This is a genomic window from Allgaiera indica (assembly GCF_900106675.1).
Taxonomy (GTDB): domain Bacteria; phylum Pseudomonadota; class Alphaproteobacteria; order Rhodobacterales; family Rhodobacteraceae; genus Acidimangrovimonas; species Acidimangrovimonas indica.
The window spans coordinates 117,831-134,464 of sequence record NZ_FNOB01000011.1 but is presented as its reverse complement, the minus strand read 5'-3'; the positions used below and the strand labels follow the sequence as shown (position 1 = coordinate 134,464).

At 61.4% G+C, this 16,634-nt stretch carries 14 protein-coding genes and 1 tRNA gene; 9 read left to right on the top strand and 6 right to left on the bottom strand.

Annotated features, from left to right (window positions below; genetic code table 11):
- Nucleotides 1-187 precede the first annotated feature (187 nt).
- Complete coding sequence (locus tag BLV97_RS11875) at nucleotides 188-760, bottom strand: hypothetical protein (protein WP_143037520.1); 573 nt, start codon at nucleotides 758-760, stop codon at nucleotides 188-190.
- Between the two features lie 283 nt (nucleotides 761-1,043).
- Between BLV97_RS11875 and BLV97_RS11870 the strand changes: the two genes are divergently transcribed.
- Genes BLV97_RS11870 through BLV97_RS11855 form a run of 4 tightly spaced genes read left to right on the top strand, consistent with a single transcriptional unit; the run spans nucleotide 1,044 to nucleotide 8,534 of the window.
- Nucleotides 1,044-3,485: a type I restriction-modification system subunit M gene (locus tag BLV97_RS11870; RefSeq protein ID WP_035845993.1), complete on the top strand. Its 2,442-nt coding sequence runs from the start codon at nucleotides 1,044-1,046 to the stop codon at nucleotides 3,483-3,485.
- Nucleotides 3,482-4,699 (top strand): restriction endonuclease subunit S, encoded by a 1,218-nt coding sequence (locus tag BLV97_RS11865; RefSeq protein ID WP_051646274.1) that lies wholly within the window; start codon nucleotides 3,482-3,484, stop codon nucleotides 4,697-4,699. The genes BLV97_RS11870 and BLV97_RS11865 overlap by 4 nt, the downstream gene beginning before the upstream one ends.
- Nucleotides 4,700-4,741: 42 nt before the next feature.
- Nucleotides 4,742-7,810 carry a type I restriction endonuclease subunit R gene (locus tag BLV97_RS11860; protein WP_092164074.1) on the top strand — a complete coding sequence of 1,023 codons (3,069 nt, stop codon included), beginning with the start codon at nucleotides 4,742-4,744 and terminating at the stop codon, nucleotides 7,808-7,810.
- Entirely contained in the window at nucleotides 7,800-8,534 is a 735-nt protein-coding gene (locus tag BLV97_RS11855; RefSeq protein WP_035845852.1) for a M48 family metallopeptidase, read from the top strand. The genes BLV97_RS11860 and BLV97_RS11855 overlap by 11 nt, the downstream gene beginning before the upstream one ends.
- A gap of 128 nt (nucleotides 8,535-8,662) precedes the next feature.
- Here BLV97_RS11855 and BLV97_RS11850 read toward each other — a convergent pair whose 3' ends face one another.
- Nucleotides 8,663-10,867 (bottom strand): site-specific integrase, encoded by a 2,205-nt coding sequence (locus BLV97_RS11850; protein ID WP_321196755.1) that lies wholly within the window; start codon nucleotides 10,865-10,867, stop codon nucleotides 8,663-8,665.
- Between the two features lie 77 nt (nucleotides 10,868-10,944).
- Nucleotides 10,945-11,019 (bottom strand) — tRNA-Gln (locus tag BLV97_RS11845).
- 700 nt (nucleotides 11,020-11,719) lie between these two features.
- Here BLV97_RS11845 and BLV97_RS11840 point away from each other — a divergent pair.
- From BLV97_RS11840 to BLV97_RS11830, 3 genes are all read left to right on the top strand, one after another.
- Nucleotides 11,720-12,211, top strand: a complete 492-nt coding sequence (locus tag BLV97_RS11840; RefSeq protein WP_143037518.1) for a hypothetical protein — start codon at nucleotides 11,720-11,722, stop codon at nucleotides 12,209-12,211.
- A gap of 210 nt (nucleotides 12,212-12,421) precedes the next feature.
- Entirely contained in the window at nucleotides 12,422-12,976 is a 555-nt protein-coding gene (locus BLV97_RS11835; protein WP_081825169.1) for an NUDIX hydrolase, read from the top strand.
- A 48-nt stretch (nucleotides 12,977-13,024) separates the two neighbouring features.
- Complete coding sequence (locus BLV97_RS11830) at nucleotides 13,025-13,477, top strand: DUF1178 family protein (protein WP_035845848.1); 453 nt, start codon at nucleotides 13,025-13,027, stop codon at nucleotides 13,475-13,477.
- A 75-nt stretch (nucleotides 13,478-13,552) separates the two neighbouring features.
- Here the strand turns inward: BLV97_RS11830 and BLV97_RS11825 are convergent, their stop codons facing one another.
- From BLV97_RS11825 to BLV97_RS11815, 3 genes are all read right to left on the bottom strand, one after another.
- Nucleotides 13,553-14,050 carry a MarR family winged helix-turn-helix transcriptional regulator gene (locus BLV97_RS11825; protein WP_035845846.1) on the bottom strand — a complete coding sequence of 166 codons (498 nt, stop codon included), beginning with the start codon at nucleotides 14,048-14,050 and terminating at the stop codon, nucleotides 13,553-13,555.
- Nucleotides 14,051-14,162: 112 nt separating this feature from the next.
- On the bottom strand, nucleotides 14,163-14,438 hold the full coding sequence (locus tag BLV97_RS11820; RefSeq protein ID WP_035845844.1) for an FAD assembly factor SdhE: 276 nt from the start codon (nucleotides 14,436-14,438) through the stop codon (nucleotides 14,163-14,165).
- Nucleotides 14,435-14,854 (bottom strand): helix-turn-helix domain-containing protein, encoded by a 420-nt coding sequence (locus BLV97_RS11815; protein WP_051646270.1) that lies wholly within the window; start codon nucleotides 14,852-14,854, stop codon nucleotides 14,435-14,437. The genes BLV97_RS11820 and BLV97_RS11815 overlap by 4 nt, the downstream gene beginning before the upstream one ends.
- A gap of 85 nt (nucleotides 14,855-14,939) precedes the next feature.
- On the opposite strand from BLV97_RS11815, the gene BLV97_RS11810 reads away from it, so the two are divergent.
- Both BLV97_RS11810 and BLV97_RS11805 read left to right on the top strand, forming a co-directional pair.
- Entirely contained in the window at nucleotides 14,940-16,142 is a 1,203-nt protein-coding gene (locus BLV97_RS11810; protein ID WP_035845842.1) for a pyridoxal phosphate-dependent aminotransferase, read from the top strand.
- An 8-nt stretch (nucleotides 16,143-16,150) separates the two neighbouring features.
- Complete coding sequence (locus tag BLV97_RS11805) at nucleotides 16,151-16,576, top strand: hypothetical protein (protein ID WP_035845840.1); 426 nt, start codon at nucleotides 16,151-16,153, stop codon at nucleotides 16,574-16,576.
- The last annotated feature ends 58 nt before the right edge of the window (nucleotides 16,577-16,634 follow it).

Here is a 16,634-nt window from a genome sequence, read left to right as displayed (position 1 = left end):
TTTCTTCTTTGGATTAGGTCTGTGATGCAGGCTGGAACGGGGCGTCGGCATCGCCCCAGCGAGGCCCCGCTCCAGCGTGTGAAATGACGAGGATTTTGCGTTAATCGCGGTCGGGGGGAGTGTTTGACGAGAACACACTGTAGGGTTCCCCAGAAGAACCCGACGGGGTGCATTCGTCATTTTTGCGCTAATCGCACCCCTTTGGATAAGTCGTAGAACCTTCGTCATTTTGAGCTTCATCCCGAGTGTCACACTCGTCATTTCGAGTCTGACGAAACCTCCACTGCCTCCCGATCTTGATGCCGGGGCGCATGCCTGATCGGGCGTTGCGGCGGATGCTTTCGAGGTGTTGAGGTACGAGCCAGTTATCCTCTTGCCTGACTTCTGCTGGCGTGAGCAGGGGAGCCTTCAGGGTGTCGCGATCCTCCTCGCGTCCCAGTGCCCAAGCGGTCATGGGATCGTCGACGCCCTCGATGCCGAGGATGTCTGTCAGCTTGTAGAGTTCTCTTTGCGAGCGGCCCGAATTGGTCGGGGTCACATGGTGGGACTTTAGAACCCGTTTGATCGTCTGGAAGCTCTCGACTTGCCACCGCGCCTTCAGATCACTCTTGGTTAGAAGCGGAACAGGATTGGCTTTCAGAGCTTGCGCTCGCTTGCGGATGTCGGTTGCGTTGTATGCAGCTGTGTGTGTCATGGAGAGGACCTGGGTCCATCCTGGCGAGCACGGAAAAAGAAAATTCAGAAATCTGGAAAATTTCATTCACCCTTTTGATATTTATGAATAATATTCGAGATTTCTGTGGTTGGCGTCCCGGTCGCACCTTGCCGGCGTAGTCCCAGGGCAGCAACTCCTCGAACCGGCTCTGCATGTCGCAGCCCGCGATTGCGCTGAACGGGGCGGCCAGCCAGACTACGTTTCTCCGGCTTGCTCCGAGGAGTGTCTCGAGGTTGATGGTTGAGGAAGCTCAGCACTTCCGGTCATATCGCTGAAGAACGAACGAGCGCCGCCCAGATCGCGGCGCCACGGCATGAAAAGGCGCGGCATGGCAATCAAGAAGAGCGATATCTACCGGTCCCTATGGGACAGTTGTGACCAGTTGCGAGGGGGGATGGATGCCTCGCTCTACAAGGACTACATCCTCACGTTGCTCTTCCTGAAATACGTGTCCGATCGGGCCGGGCAGCCCGACGCGCTGATCGAGGTTCCGGCGGGCTGCTCCTTCGAAGACATCCGAAAGTTGCGGGGCACCAAGGACATCGGCGAAGGCATCGACACGGCTATCGCCGGGATTGCCGAAGCGAACGACCTGAAGAACGTCATCGATCGCGCCTACTTCAACGACACCGAGAAGTTCGGGCGCGGTGCCAAGATGGTCACCACGCTTACCGCGCTGATCAACATCTTCAGCCGCGAAGAGCTGAATTTCAGCCGGAATCGGGCGGACGGCGACGACATCCTGGGCGATGCCTACGAATACCTCATGCGGAACTTCGCGACCGAGTCCGGCAAAAGCAAAGGGCAATTCTACACGCCAGCAGAGGTTTCCCGCGTGGTCGCCGCGGTTGCGGGCGTCAACCGCGCCACCAGCCCGCAGCAGACCGTTTACGACCCGACCTGTGGCTCCGGGTCGTTGTTGCTGAAGGCCGCGGACGCCGCCGACGTCGATCTAACGATCTACGGCCAGGAATTCGACATCACGACTCGCGGCCTCGCCAAGATGAATATGATCATGCACGGGCGGGAGGACGCCGAGATCGCCCAGGGCGACGTTATCGGCGAGCCGCAGTTCAAGGCATCCGAGACCGAAATTCAAACGTTCGACTTCGTGGTCGCCAATCCCCCATTTTCGGCCAAGGCCTGGGGCTCGGGTCTGACCAGCGACAACAAGTTCGGACGGTTCGACCTCGGCATGCCACCCGAGAAGAATGGCGACTTCGCCTTCCTGCTCCATATCCTCGGCTCCATGAAGGCCACCGGCTCAGGCGCGGTCATTCTGCCCCATGGCGTGCTGTTCCGCGGCAACAAGGAAGCGGAGTTGCGTGAGAAGATCCTCAAGCGCGGCTACATCAAGGCGATCATCGCCCTGCCCGCGAACCTTTTCTACGGCACCGGCATACCCGCCTCTATCATCGTGCTCGACAAGTCCGGCGCATGCGCCGAGCGCCCCGTTTTCATGATCGACGCCTCCCGTGATTTCATCAAGGACGGCAACAAGAACCGTCTGCGCGAGCGCGACATTCACAAGATCATCGATGCTTACGTCCGCAAGGCGGAGATCGAGGGCTACTCCAGCCTTGTCCCCTTCGCCACGATCAAGCGCAACAACTTCAACTTGAATATTCCGCGGTACATTCCCGACCCGACCCCCGAGGACCTTCAGGATATCGAGGCGCACCTGAAAGGTGGAGTGCCGGACCGCGATATCGATCTGTTGGGTGAGTTCTGGGATGTAATGCCTGGTATCCGCGCCACGCTCTTCGGGCCGAATCCGCGGCCAGGTTATTCCGACCCTCTGGTCGAGCCGGAGGAGGTTCGTCCCACCATTCGCGACCATCCCGAATTCGGCGCCTTCCGCGACCGCGTTCACGCCATACTTGATCGCTGGGCTGGGGCGAACGCACCGCTCCTGGACGGCATTCAGGTGGGCGACAAGCCAAAGGCCCTGATCCACACCATCGCCGAGAACATGCTGGAACGTTTCGACGCAGCTCCGCTTGTCGACAAATACGAGGCTTATCAGCGGCTCATGTCCTACTGGGCCGACGTGATGCAGGACGATGTCTTCATCATCGCCGACGCCGGCTGGGCGGCTGCGAAGGAACTGCGCGTTGCACGCCATGAAAAGTCCGAAGATGGCAAGAAAATCAAATGGCTTGAGGACGCCGATTTGACGGTCAACGGCAAGCGCATAGTTGCAGATGTTATCCCCCCCGGACTGATCGTTGCGCGCTTCTTCCCGCAAATGCAGCGGGCGCTTGATGATGCGCAGGCGAAGGCAGAGGAATTGAGCCGCGAGATCGAGGAGATGGCCGAGGAGCACGGGGGCGAGGGCGGGCTTCTGGAGTTCGCTCTGACCGAGGCGGGCAAGCTGACTGCGGCCTCGGTCAAGGCGCGCACCAAATCCGGCGACGCAGGGCCTGAGGAGGCCAAACTGCTAAAACAGGTGGCGAAGCTGATTGCCGCCGAAACAGGGGCAAAGAAGGCAGGCAAGGAGGCCGAGGAGGCGCTGACCGAGGCCACGCTGAAGAAATATCCAGCGCTGACCGATGAGGAGATCCGCTCCTTGGTCGTAGACGAAAAATGGCTGACCGACATTGCCGATCTGATCGATGCTGAGATCGAGGCACGGACGGAACAGCTGACCGCCCGGGTGCGGGTGCTGACGGAGCGGTATGGGCACACGCTGCCTGAAATCGCTGATCAGATGGCTGCACTGGAGGCGAAGGTGTCTGCCCATCTCGTGGCCATGGGTGTTTCCGTATGAGCGAAGTAGGCGACCTCGCTTCCCGCTGGCATGTCGGGCGGGTTCATCCGACACCTGATGTCGAGCCGGACGGCTGGACGTTGGAGAAGCTCTGCGACATCGCACGCCTTGAAAGCGGCCACACGCCCAGTCGGAATCGTCCTGACTATTGGGATGGAGATATTCCTTGGCTCTCCCTTCATGACTCCAAGACCATCGAAGGCAAGACACTCCACAAGACCAAGATGACTGTATCCGCGCTCGGCATCGCGAACTCGTCAGCTCGACTTCTCCCAAAGGGCACCGTCGCACTGTCTCGAACGGCCACGATCGGCAAGGTCGCGATCCTGGGCCGTGAGATGGCGACCAGCCAGGACTTCGCCTGCTACATCTGCGGACCGAGGCTGCTGAACTCCTACCTGGCGCACCTGTTCAGAGGCATGGGGGGAGAATGGGAACGCCTGATGGCGGGCAGCACCCACAACACGATCTACATGCCGACTTTCCAGAACTTGCAGATCCTCGTGCCGTCCATGCCAGAACAGGAAGCCATCGCCGAGGCGCTTTCGAATGCGGATGGCTTGATCGAGGGGCTGGAGCGGCTGATCGCCAAGAAGCGGCTCATCAAGCGGGGCGCAATGCAGGATCTCCTGACCGCCAAGCGCCGACTTCCGGGGTTCTCGGGGGAGTGGAAGGAAAAGCACCTTGGTGAAATTGCAGCAGTGATTATGGGGCAGTCTCCGCGTTCGGCGGCATACAATTCGGAAGCGCGAGGTTTACCGCTTATTCAAGGCGCCGCCGACATCAGAGCCCGAAAAACAATCAGACGAATATTCACTTCTGAGATCACGAAGCTGGGGAAGCGCGGCGACATAATTCTTACCGTGCGCGCACCAGTTGGCGAAGTCTCGCGAGCTGAATTCGATCTTTGTCTTGGGCGCGGTGTTTGCGCCGTGCGTACAGGACAGGAATTTGTCTATCACGCTCTAATCAACGCGGAAAGTGCGTGGAGTTCCCTTTCAAAAGGGTCGACTTTTGACTCCGTAAACGCAGACGAAGTCCGAGCTTTCGAAGTAATGTATCCGCTTGATAGCGAAGAGAGAGTTTCAATAGCTAATGTCCTGACCGACATGGATGCCGAAATCCTGGCCCTCGAAGCCCGCCTTGAAAAGGCACGGCAGGTGAAGGAGAGCATGATGCAGAACCTTTTGACCGGACGGATCAGGCCGATCTGACGACACCTTCACGAGTGACTTCCAAGGACGGAGACAGGGGCGATGAGCACGATCGGCGAGGCAGAACGCAAGGCGCAGAACCGGGTCATCGAGCTTTTGAGTGAACACCGGACCGATGCGCCTGGCGGCTTGGGCTGGCGCTACCTCGGCGACTGGCAGAAGCGCGAGGGCAACGCCAATATCGAGGAGGACCTGCTTCGTCCTTGGCTCCTCTCCCGCGGCTACGCGCCCGAGATCGTCACCCAGGCAATTACCCTCCTGAAGCGCGAGGCGCGGATGGAGGGCACGAAACTCTACGAGGCCAACCACGGCTTCTACGAGATGCTCCGCTACGGCGTGCCTGTCGCCCCCGGCCCGGGGGAGGCCCCCGTCACGGTCCGCTTCGTCGACTGGGGCGACCCTGCCGCCAATGACCTGGGCGTCGCCGAAGAGGTCGCCATCAAGGGCAAGGACGCCAAGTCCTGGAACAAACGCCCGGATCTGGTCCTCTACGTGAACGGCATCGCCCTTGGCGTGGTGGAGCTGAAGAAATCGACCGTGGGCGTGGGCGAAGGCATCCGCCAGACGCTCGACAACCAGCGCCCAGAGTTCATCCGGCATTTCTTCACCACGGTGCAGATCACCTTCGCCGGGAATGACAGCGAGGGTCTGCGCTACGCCCCGATCCAGACGCCGCAGCCCTATTGGTTGGCTTGGAAGGAAGAGAGTGAAATCTCGGCCCGTCTCGACCGCGATGTGACGCAGATGATGTCCCCCGCGCGCTTCCTGGAACTGGTCCACGATTTCACCCTGTTCGATGCCGGCATCAAGAAGATCGCCCGTCCGAACCAGTATTTCGCCGTGAAGGCCGCACAGGACCGCGTGAGCGCCAAGGAAGGCGGGATCATCTGGCAGACCCAAGGCTCCGGCAAGAGCCTCATCATGGTGATGCTGGCGCGTTGGATCAGGGAGGCCTTCCCGGATGGGCGTATCCTTGTGGTAACCGACCGCAAGGAACTGGATGGCCAGATAGAGGAGGTCTTCGGCAACACTGGCGAAAAGGTGCGCCGCGCCCGCAGCGGTAACGACCTGATGGCCGCGCGGGCGGACCCGACCGACCGCGTCATCTGCTCCCTCGTCCACAAGTTCGGCAAGCGCGAAGAGGGCGAGATGGAGAGCCTGATCTCCGAGATCCAGAATGCCAATATCGGCGCCCCGATCGGCGAATTCTTCGTCTTCATCGACGAGGCACACCGCACGCAGTCCGGCAAGCTGGCCAAGGCGATGCGCAAGGTGCTGCCTGAGGCGATGTTCGTCGGCTTCACCGGCACGCCGCTGCTACGATCCGACAAGGGCACGTCTCTGGAGACCTTCGGCCCCTATATTGGCAAACCCTACCGCTTCGACGAGGCGGTCGAGGATGGTGTGGTCCTGGACCTGCGATACGAAGCCCGCGACATCGACCAGCGGATCAGCGCCCCGGACAAGATCGACGCCTGGTTCGAGGCGAAGACAAAGGGCCTGACCCCGATTGCCAAGGCGGCGTTGAAGCAGCGTTGGGGCACTTTGCAGCGTGTTCTGTCCAGCCGCGATCGGCTGGAGCAGATTGCGAATGACATCATCATGGACATGGAGATGAAACCGCGCCTGAAGGCGGGGATGGGAAACGCCATGTTGGTCGCCGGGTCGATCCCCGAAGCCTGCAAATTCTTCGAGATCTTCAAGAAATCCGGCTCGGTTCTGGCCGACAAATGCGCCATCGTCACCTCCTACAAGCGCGCGGCACCCGAGATAACCGGCGAGGAGACCGGGATGGGCGAGACCGAGAAGCAATATGTTCATCGGGTCTATACGGATCTACTCGGAGAGACATCGGAAGAGGACTACGAAGAGGAGGCGCTCCGACTGTTCAAGAAGGAACCCGGGCGCATGAAGCTGCTGATCGTGGTCAGCCGCCTTCTCACCGGATTTGACGCGCCCACGGCGACCTACATCTACATCGACAAGCAGATGCGCGATCATGGCCTCTTCCAGGCGATCTGCCGGGTGAACCGCCTTGACGGTGACGACAAGGATTTCGGTTACATCGTCGACTACAAGGACCTGTTCCGAAACATCGAAAGCGCGGTGGATGACTACACGTCGGAAGCCTTCGATGCCTTCGACAAGGAGGACGTGGAAGGCCTAATCACGGACCGGGCCGAACAGGCAGATCAGGATCTGCGGGCCGCACGCGATGCCTGGTTGGGGCTCATGGATGGAGTCGAACAGCCGAAATCGGATGACGAGATCTTCGCCTATTTCTCGAGCCCGCAGGGTATCGAAAACGACCCGGACGCCGAGGAAAAGGCCCGGCGCCGACAGGCGCTCTACAAGATCTCCGGTCGCTATGCCCGCGCCTACGCGAACATTGCTGCCGAGCCCGAAGATTCCGGCTTCAACGACTTGGAGTTGGACGAATTCCGCCGGGAGGTTGAGCGCGCCATCGGTATCAGGGACGCGGTCAGGCTGCACAGTGGCGATGCCGTCGATATGAAGCTCTACGAGCCAGCCATGCGGCACCTGATCGACAACTACATCCGTGCCGACGACTCGGAGACCATCTCGCATCTTGACGACATCAGCCTGATCGATCTGGTCGTGAGCAAGGGCGCAGCCGTCGAAGATGATCTCCCGGCAGCGTCACGACGCAAGCGCGAGAATGTTGCCGAAGCGATCGAAAACAACGTGCGAAAGCTGATCATCGAGGAGATGCCGGTCAACCCGCGCTTCTACGAGAAAATGTCCGAGCTCCTGACCGACCTCGTCCGCCAGCGCCGGGCCGAGGCCATCGAATACGCCGAGTATCTCGAACGGATTGCCGCACTTGTAAGGGACGTGAAGGCTGGGCATGGCAGGGAGTATCCGGAGACGATCACCAGCCCGGGTAAGAAAGCCCTTTATGACAATCTCGGCGGGGATGAAGCCCTTACCTTAGAGGTTGATCGCATCGTTCGCGAAACGGCCCCGTTCGGATGGCGCGGCAGCGCCATGAAGGAGAGGAAGGTTCGTCGCGGCCTGGAGCAGGTTCTGGATGATCCTGACACCTTGGAGCGGGTCTTTGAGATATTGAAGAACCAGCATGAATACTGAAATCTCGCAGATCGCTGACGTCGAGGTCGAAATCGTGCGCAAGACGATCAAGAATCTCCATATCGGCTGCTATCCACCGGAGGGACGCGTCAGGGTCGCGGCCCCCTTGGGGATGACCAACGAAGCCATCCGGATTGCCGTCCTGACCAGAATGCAGTGGATCAAGCGCAAGCAATCCCAGTTCCTGAAGCAGGAGCGCCAGGCGGTTCGAAAGTTCGTCTCCGGGGAAACGCATTTCCTGTTTGGCAGATCGCTTCGACTGGACGTTCAACGGTGGGACAAGAAAGTCCACCGCATCGCGCAGCAGGGCAGTGATCGCTTGGTTATCAGGGTGCCGAGGGACAGTACTCCAGTCCAAATGCGAGGCTGGATGGATGCTTGGTTGAAAGCCAAACTCCGTGCCTATGCCGCACCCCGCGTCTCCTTCTGGGCCGATCGCCTGAAACGAAGCCCCCATAAATGGGGCATTCGACCAATGAAGACGAAATGGGGCAGCTGCAATTCCGAGAAAAGGATCGTCTGGCTGAATTCTGAACTCGCAAAGAAGCCGGAACGCATGATTGACTACGTCATTCTACATGAGCTGGCCCATCTGGTTTCCTCCAGACATGACAGTAGTTTCACGGAAGTTCTTGATCGCGAGTTGCCACGCTGGAGGGGCATCCGGAACGAACTGAATGCCCTTCCGCTTCCTGCCTGGGTTGCTGACCGCGACTCGCTGTAAGGGCGGAAGGCCTTACTCCTGGGTAACCACACCAATGACCGCTTCCCGACGGCGCAAAATGCTACGTATCAGGGCGGACTACTTCTCCCCCAAACATAATTGCGCCATCTCTTACGTCGATCCACTATTCAGGCGTACGCCTCAAGGCTCTCCAGTGCAGCCAATTTGGGTCCGTATTTCGGTCTCCTAAGGTAGCCCTCGGCGTCATATTCGCTTAGCCGTTTAGCGGCGTCGAAAGGTGACATGATGCGAAGCCCCTCGTGCTTTCCCCCGGCGTATGTCGAATCGAAGGAGATATGGGCCGCAAACACTTCCTTGCCGTCTGCGCAGTCGATGACGCGGACCTGCTTCGCCTCGCCTTGGTCGCCCAGTTCCACGCTCGCTTCGAAAACTCGTTCCCGACCGACGCTACAACCGACGATGATCGGGTAGCCATGGCGTTCCGAGTGCTGAATTTCGAGACCGTAGTCGGCCAGATCGAGAGCGGTACGCAGCTTGGGAGCATTCTGCGCAGTGTAGTGCCGGTTGATGATGTCCTGCTGCTTGTGCCCGGCGATCGCTTTTCGGACTGCGTCTGGAACATTTGCCTGGTCGAGGGCTGACAAGAGAGTCTTGCGGAGGGCGTAGAAATCCTCCTCGCTGTCACCTACGCCCAAGTTCTCGAGTAGTCGTCGGAAGTGCTTGCCAAAGGCATCCGACAGCTTGCCGGACCCGCTTCTTGCGGCTGCTTCTGGAAACAGCAGCGGCCCATGTTCAGCCGGTAGTGTGTGAACCCAATCGACGAATCCGAGTTTCAGAAGAGAGTCTGGAATAGGGATGAACCGTCGGCTGTCCTCATTCTTGGTCGTTTGCTCCGCATTGCCATGTGTGCCGATCGATAGAACATGCATGCGATTGCGCTTCTGCAGATCGGTCCGCCTGAGCTGAAGGATTTCCTCGATACGAGTGCCCATCATCACCACGATCAGGGGGATCCAGTACGATGCATCGCGGATGATTACTTTTCCAGGCCGGGACCGCCGATGCTTCGAGAAACAGCCTCTGAACAGGGGACTCGTGAAGAATTTCTCGAGGCGCTCGGTTGTCCATGCCAAGCGCTCCTTGCCTTGCGTGACGCGCAAGTCCAAGGGGTCCCCGGTCCGCAGGGTCGCAAGATGTTCGGCGAGTTCCTTGCGAGTGATCAGATCAAGCCCGGACGCGGCGCCGAGCTCCCGAGCCCCATGGAAAATGCGTCCCAAATTCCCGAGATGCTTGTGGAGGTTCGCCACGGTGACGCGTGGCGTGAGACGGTCGGCCAACAGGGCCCTCTTTTCATGTTGGGAGATGTCCATGGCGCGGATCTCATCCTTGATCCGCGCATCTCTTTGATCTGCCGCTTCGATCTCCTCGAGCTTCGTCAGCGGCGTTCCCTCCGAGTTGTATCGGTTCTTGCCGTGCTTGCGGCCATGGTCCTTTGGAAGCCGTGACAGGAACGCGAAGAATTCTTTCTGTTTTTCCTTCGTGAGAAGGTCGACCGGGCAGTCTGTGGCGAAGGTGACAAGCAGCGAGGACGTCACCTGAACGGTTTTCTGAACCGTGGCGCTGTAGTGCTTCTTGCTCTCCTCGGTCGCGTTGGAAATCAGAACCGGTTTCTGAACGAAATCCTTCACAGACGCGGACGAGTATGGCGCGACAAGAGGCGCGCTGCGCGACACCGCGTCCTCGCCGTCTTCGACCGCGATCGCGACCTCAACAAGCTGACGCATCACACCGAGAACTTCCCGGCCAACGTCCGTAGTCAGTCTGCTGGGAGGCGTGACGGACGTGGTGCGGGCGGCGGGCGCCAGCCATTCGTGTGCTGGGTCGAAATCGTTGCGCCGGCTTGCGCGGCGAAGGCGTTTGATCTCCTCCTCAAGCGCCTCGATCCGGCTGTCGATCTCCTCGTCGCTCCTGGCCGCGGCAGCCTGCTGGCCATCGATGATCTTTCCCAACTCGAGGCGCAGCGCTTCGGTGATGAGGACGCGGATTTCCTCCGGTTTCAGCGCTTCAATGGCGGGTTCTGACAACATCGTCTGCTCGGCTTCATCCAGGGTGGCGAGCAGGCGAAGGGCGCGCTGCATCGCTTCCCTCTGGAAGCTTGTCCGGAGCGAGATGCACAAAAACTCGGAGCCGCATTTTTCCGACAGCCGGCGCGAGAGCCGCTTGCGGAAATAGAAGGTTCCGACGCGTTTCTGGAGGTAGGGACCAGGCGATCGGGCAGGGCGCCGTCGTGCCCTCGGGGCCGGTTGTGCCCGTGGCCCAGGGCGCGCCGGCGATGACTCGTGTGTCACACCATGTGTCACACCTTGTGTCATACCTGACGCGGGGTATGACACATCGCCTTTCGGCGGCTCTCTTAGAGCATTGTTTTTGCTGTATTTTCTGGAAGTCATGGCTGGGGCGGTAGGATTCGAACCTACGGTACACGGTACCAAAAACCGCTGCCTTACCGCTTGGCTACGCCCCAACGTGCGCGGTGTTTATCCAAGCACCGTGCGCGCCGCAAGAGGGTAACGGTGACTTTTTTCCGCCGCAGTCTTCCCCGAGCGCCGCTCTGCGAAGACGCCGAGCGAGCGCTTGCAAGCCTGCTGCCGAACGACGCATTCTGTGTTCGGGGCGCGAACGTCGGGTCGATCGACGCGCGCCCGGCTGGTTCCCGGGTGCCCGTGTCGGTGGGGGCGGGGATCGCCTATCGGCTCCGCCATAGACGCCGGCGAGGCCCCGCAGGTCTGGCTGGCGTCGTTGGCGATGAACGCATCGCGTGACTTCCGGCTCCGGACCGAGTGCTTGAACCAGCAATCGTTGCTCAGCCCTGAAGATGCGGGCGAAACGTTGAAGACGTGGCGTGGATACGGCAACGAGCAGCGGGCACACAGCCTGGTCGGAAGCAAGACCCCGCGCGCGCTGAAGAAACCGGCGGACGCCCCCCACCATCGTCCTGAATAGCGCCGGGAAACCCTGATCAGCGCTGTGCAAGGTCGGAATGCGCTTTGCTGCGACGCGAACATGGCCGGGGGCGGGAAGGCTGGCCACCGCCATGTCATCACCATCGCAAAGGGCGTCCTGGCCTGCGTGCTTCCGTCGCGCCTGCCGGGGCTGGCGGCAAGGGTGCAAATCTGCAAACCTCGGGCACTGGCTCTGCACATTCGACTCGAGGAGGAGGTCCCATGCGCTGTGCAGCTGTTCTTTCACGCGGTCGCAAGACCGTTGCGCTGGTTCTTGCAGTCTGGGTCGTTTCCGGTTTCGCCGGGCTCGCTGCCGGCGCCGGGGCGGCGCCAATGTCGGCCCAGGCCTTTGCTTCCTATGTGGCGGGCAAGACGCTCTACTACGAAATCGGCAAGACGCCCTACGGCGCCGAACACTACCTGCCCAAGCACCAGGTCGTCTGGGCCTTTCTGGGCCAACCCTGTCAACAGGGGCACTGGTTCCCGGCCTCGGATGGGCGGATTTGCTTTCTTTATCAGGGCGGGGGCGACACGCCCGACTGCTGGCATTTCTACCGCGAGCAGGACGGGCTGAGGGCGCAGTTCCTGGGCAACGGCAGCAAGGACGCCAGTTCAGCCTTGGGGGGCAAGGGCTGGGTGCGCGCCAACAGAGACGTCGAGGTCCGCGACAGTCCCAAGCCGCTGCGATGCCCGAGGAACGCGACCGGCGTGTAAGCGTCTCGCGGGGCAAATATCGCGCTGCCCCGGAGACCGCGCCCTGGCCGCCGGGCTCCGCCCGATTTTCCATCAAAGGCCGCGTTGCCTTCGCGTGACAGGTGCGTCCGGTAGGGCAGGACGTTGTGCATTATTTCCCGAAACGCTATACTAATAGTGCCGAGCAGTAGAAAAAACGGCGCAAAACCGAAATCGGGCGCACAGAAACGCATGTCATATGAGGGAAAAGCGAACATCCCCGCGCAAAAAAAGGGGAAGGCGGTCACCACCGGGGCGGTGGGCGCAGAGGCCGGGGATCGCCCTCCGCGCACCCAGTACGGGGCGCTGTGCTGGCGTCGCAGGCGCGGTGGTTCTGAGATCGAGGTGCTTCTGGTCAGCAGCCGCGAGACCGGCCGTTGGATCATTCCCAAGGGTTGGCCGATCAAGGGCCTAGGCCCCAGCGAGACCGCCCGCCAGGAGGCCTATGAGGAGGCCGGGGTCAACGGCAAGGTCAGCGATGCCTGTGCCGGCATCTATTCCTATACAAAGCTGCTTGGGCCGCAGCGATCCAATGGCGTGCCCTGTGTGGTTGCCGTCTATCCGATCAGGGTCAGCAAGCTGCTTGACGACTTTCCCGAACGCGAAGAGCGCCGGCGCCGCTGGTTCAGCCCGAAGAAGGCGGCCCAGAAAGTCGATGAGCCCGAGTTGCGTGCGCTTCTGCGCGAATTTCCCGAAGTGCTTGGGAAGAAGGGCGAAAAGTCCGGCGGGCCGAAGAAGGCAAGTTGAATTCCGCGGGTCGGGGACTAGATTAATCCCATCTGACGGAGAAGACGGATGATCCGCTACGCGCTGAAATGTGCGAATGACCATGGTTTTGAAAGCTGGTTCGCCTCGGCTGAGGCCTATGATTCGCTTTTGAGCACGGGCAGGGTTTCGTGCCCAGAATGCGGCATCTCGAAGGTCGGCAAGACGTTGATGGCGCCCTCTGTCAGGCCTGGCCGGGCGGCGGCGGCTGAGGCCCCCGCGCCTGCTGACGCCGCTTCGCGGCCGCTTTCAGTAACCTCCCATCCGATGGAAGCCGCGCTGAAGGCGCTGCGCAAGCATCTGGCGGAGAATTCCGAATATGTGGGCCCACGCTTCGCCAGCGAAGCCCGCGCGATCCACGGCGGCGAGGCGCCCGAGCGTGTCATCCATGGCGAGGCGCGGCTTGATGAGGTCAGGGAGCTTATGGAAGAGGGTTTGCCAGTTACGCCCTTGCCCATCGCGCCCGGACGCAAGACCAATTAGGCCAAGCGCGGCAAAGCTGAACAGGCGCCGGGCGGCTGATCCATGCCCCGGGGATTTCCGTTTGGATCCAATCCCCTAGTAGATATAGCGGATCTGGTCGGCCCAGTAGCGTTCCATCAGCTTCAGGGCGGAATTGAAACGGTCGATCCCGTCCAGTCCCATCACCCCGCGTGCGTCCAGCCCGGTCGCCTGGCGTTGGAACAGATCGGTCACCACGCGGCGGATTTCCTGCCCCTGGGCGGTCAGCCGCACCCGGACCGAGCGGCGATCCACCTCCGAGCGCTGGTGGTGCATGTAGCCCAGCTCCACCAGTTTCTTCAGATTGTAACTGACGTTCGAGCCCTGATAATAGCCGCGCGACTTCAGTTCTCCGGCGGTCACCTCGTTGTCGCCGATGTTGAACAAAAGCAGCGCCTGCACGGCGTTGATTTCCAGCAGGCCCAGGCGCTCGAACTCGTCCTTGATGACATCCAGCAATAGCCGGTGCAGACGTTCGATCAGTGACAGGCTTTCAAGATAGCCCTCCATGAACCCCAATCGGGGGTCATGTACCCCCTGTGCATGCATACTCATTGCGCCAACTCCGTCCGCTCTCATCGCACGAAGCTGAGGGCAAAACGGAAAGATTGGGTTAAATGATGCGCGATCCGAGGCCGTTTTTCGCCCGGTGGGGCGGCGGGCGGGGTCAGCGGGCGGGGCGAAGCCGGGCGCGGGCGAAGGCGCCGATCTCTTCCAGAAGCGGGGCAAGGCGTGCAGGTTGCGCCGCCTGGCCGCTGATCCAGGGGTACAGATCCTGGTCGTTTTCCTCCAGCAGCGTCTCGTACAGATCCAGCTGCACGGCCGTCATGCCGCCCAGGTGGGCATCGGCATAGGGGCCCAGGATCATGTCCATTTCCTTCGTGCCGCGCCGCCAGGATCGCATCTTCAGCCGTTTCAGCCGGGCCTCGGCGGTTTCCGTCACAGCGAGGTTTCCTTCAACAGGCCGCGAAGGCGTTTCTCCAGCAGTCCCATCCGGTCCGACAGCGCGCGCGCCTCGGCTCGCGCGGCGCGCAGATCAGCCAACAGGCGTTCCGCGCTGGGGGGCAGCGCTTCGGGGTCGGCCGGGGCATCCAGCCCTTCGCCGCGGCCGGTCAAAAGCCACATGATCGAGACGTTCAGCATACCGGCGATCATCTGCAGCTTGTTGGCGCGCGGCTCTCGCAGGTCGTTTTCCCAGGCGGCGACGGTCTTCAGCTTGACCCCCAGCCGGTGCGACAGCTGGGTCTGGCTCATGCCCGCGGCCTCGCGCGCGCCGGCCAGGCGGTCGCCGAAGGTGGCGGCCTCTTCGCTGTACCAGCCGGCGGTGTCGCCCCCGGCTTGCTGGATTTCATCTGCCATCGTGCCTCTCCCCTCGATATCGCTTGATCGGCCTCGGGCCGCAACCTATGACAGGTCCCCGGCAACATCAAACCGGAGTTTCCCCATGTCGTTCCTGTCCGCGTCGCTTGATCGCGTGAAACCGTCACCGACGATCGCGGTAACCACCAAGGCGGCGGAACTGAAAGCAGCCGGGCGCGACGTGATCGGCCTGGGCGCCGGGGAGCCCGATTTCGACACCCCAGACAACATCAAACAGGCCGCGATCGCCGCAATCCAGGCCGGCAAGACCAAATATACCGCCGTCGACGGCCTGCCCGAGCTGAAGCGCGCGATCTGCGACAAGTTCGCCCGAGAGAACGGGCTGGAATATCAGCCAAACCAGATCAGCGTGGGGACGGGGGGCAAGCAAACCCTGTTCAACGCGCTTCTGGCGACGCTGAACCCGGGCGATGAGGTCATCATCCCCGCGCCCTATTGGGTCAGCTACCCAGACATGGTGCTGCTGGCGGGTGGCGAGCCGGTCGCCGTGCAATGCCCGATGGAGGACGCCTACAAGCTGACCCCCGCCGCGCTGGAGGCCGCGATCACCCCGCGCACCAAGTGGTTCGTCTTCAATTCGCCCTCGAACCCCACCGGCGCGGGCTACAGCCGGACCGAGCTGAAGGCGCTGACCGACGTTCTGATGCGCCACCCCCATGTCTGGGTGCTGAGCGACGACATGTATGAGCACCTGGTCTTCGACGATTTCGAATTCTGCACCCCGGCGCAGGTCGAACCGGGCCTTTATGAGCGCACGCTGACCTGCAACGGCGTATCCAAGGCCTATGCGATGACCGGCTGGCGCATCGGCTACGCCGCGGGGCCGGTGCCGCTGATCAAGGCGATGGCGAAGATCCAGTCGCAAAGCACCTCGAATCCCTGCTCGATCAGCCAATGGGCCGCGGTCGAGGCGCTGAATGGGCCCCAGGATTACATCCGCGAAAGCCGCGCCGTGTTCCAGCGCCGCCGCGATCTGGTGGTGTCGATGCTGAACGCGGCGCCCGGTGTGACCTGCCCGGTGCCCGAAGGCGCCTTCTACGTCTATCCCGACATCTCGGGCTGCATCGGCAAGACTTCGGCGGGCGGCGCGAAGATCGCCGATGACGAGGCCTTCGCCGCCGCGCTTCTGGAAGAGACCGGCGTTGCGGTGGTCTTCGGCGCGGCCTTCGGGCTTTCGCCGGCCTTCCGGGTCAGCTACGCTACCTCTGACGCCGCGTTGACAGAGGCATGTTCGCGGATCCAGGCCTTCTGCGGGGGCCTTAGCTAGGGGACGGAATGGCCGGGGATCTGCCGGAATTCTACTTTCGGATCCGCGAGAACGGCGCGGCGGTGTTTCGGGTCGATTCCGAAAACCGTCAACGCCGGATCGAGATGGACCAGATCGCGGTGGTCAATATCCGCAACGGCGAGATCAAGCCCCAGGGCGGCCGGGCGTTGACCGAGAACGAACTGGCGGCGATCCGCGGCTGGATCGCGTCGCGCCAGGCCGTGCTGGCCGCGCGCGAGTTGGACGATATCCACCGCGCTGTCGATCATCTGAACCTGACGACGCAATGGGCGCAGTCGAAGGCCAGCGACGCGCAGCTGGACGTGGTGACCGACGCGCTGCTGATGGCGATGCATGACCTGCGCAGCGTGCTGGTGCGCAAGAAGGCCGAGCGCATCATCGGCGGCGCCGGCGCGGAAAGGACCGAAGAGTGAGAGGCGCGCCACGCCTGCGCTGAACCGGCGCCGGGGCTTCTCGGCCCGTCGTCATCGT

Coding starts and splice junctions, on each gene's coding strand:
- BLV97_RS11850 (WP_321196755.1), bottom strand. CDS start 10,867: ATGACACAAGGTGTGACACATGGTGTGACACACGAGTCATCGCCGGCG.
- BLV97_RS11815 (WP_051646270.1), bottom strand. CDS start 14,854: ATGGCAGATGAAATCCAGCAAGCCGGGGGCGACACCGCCGGCTGGTAC.
- BLV97_RS11805 (WP_035845840.1), top strand. CDS start 16,151: ATGGCCGGGGATCTGCCGGAATTCTACTTTCGGATCCGCGAGAACGGC.
- BLV97_RS11855 (WP_035845852.1), top strand. CDS start 7,800: ATGAATACTGAAATCTCGCAGATCGCTGACGTCGAGGTCGAAATCGTG.
- BLV97_RS11865 (WP_051646274.1), top strand. CDS start 3,482: ATGAGCGAAGTAGGCGACCTCGCTTCCCGCTGGCATGTCGGGCGGGTT.
- BLV97_RS11860 (WP_092164074.1), top strand. CDS start 4,742: ATGAGCACGATCGGCGAGGCAGAACGCAAGGCGCAGAACCGGGTCATC.
- BLV97_RS11825 (WP_035845846.1), bottom strand. CDS start 14,050: ATGAGTATGCATGCACAGGGGGTACATGACCCCCGATTGGGGTTCATG.
- BLV97_RS11830 (WP_035845848.1), top strand. CDS start 13,025: ATGATCCGCTACGCGCTGAAATGTGCGAATGACCATGGTTTTGAAAGC.
- BLV97_RS11870 (WP_035845993.1), top strand. CDS start 1,044: ATGGCAATCAAGAAGAGCGATATCTACCGGTCCCTATGGGACAGTTGT.
- BLV97_RS11810 (WP_035845842.1), top strand. CDS start 14,940: ATGTCGTTCCTGTCCGCGTCGCTTGATCGCGTGAAACCGTCACCGACG.
- BLV97_RS11875 (WP_143037520.1), bottom strand. CDS start 760: ATGAAATTTTCCAGATTTCTGAATTTTCTTTTTCCGTGCTCGCCAGGA.
- BLV97_RS11835 (WP_081825169.1), top strand. CDS start 12,422: ATGTCATATGAGGGAAAAGCGAACATCCCCGCGCAAAAAAAGGGGAAG.
- BLV97_RS11840 (WP_143037518.1), top strand. CDS start 11,720: ATGCGCTGTGCAGCTGTTCTTTCACGCGGTCGCAAGACCGTTGCGCTG.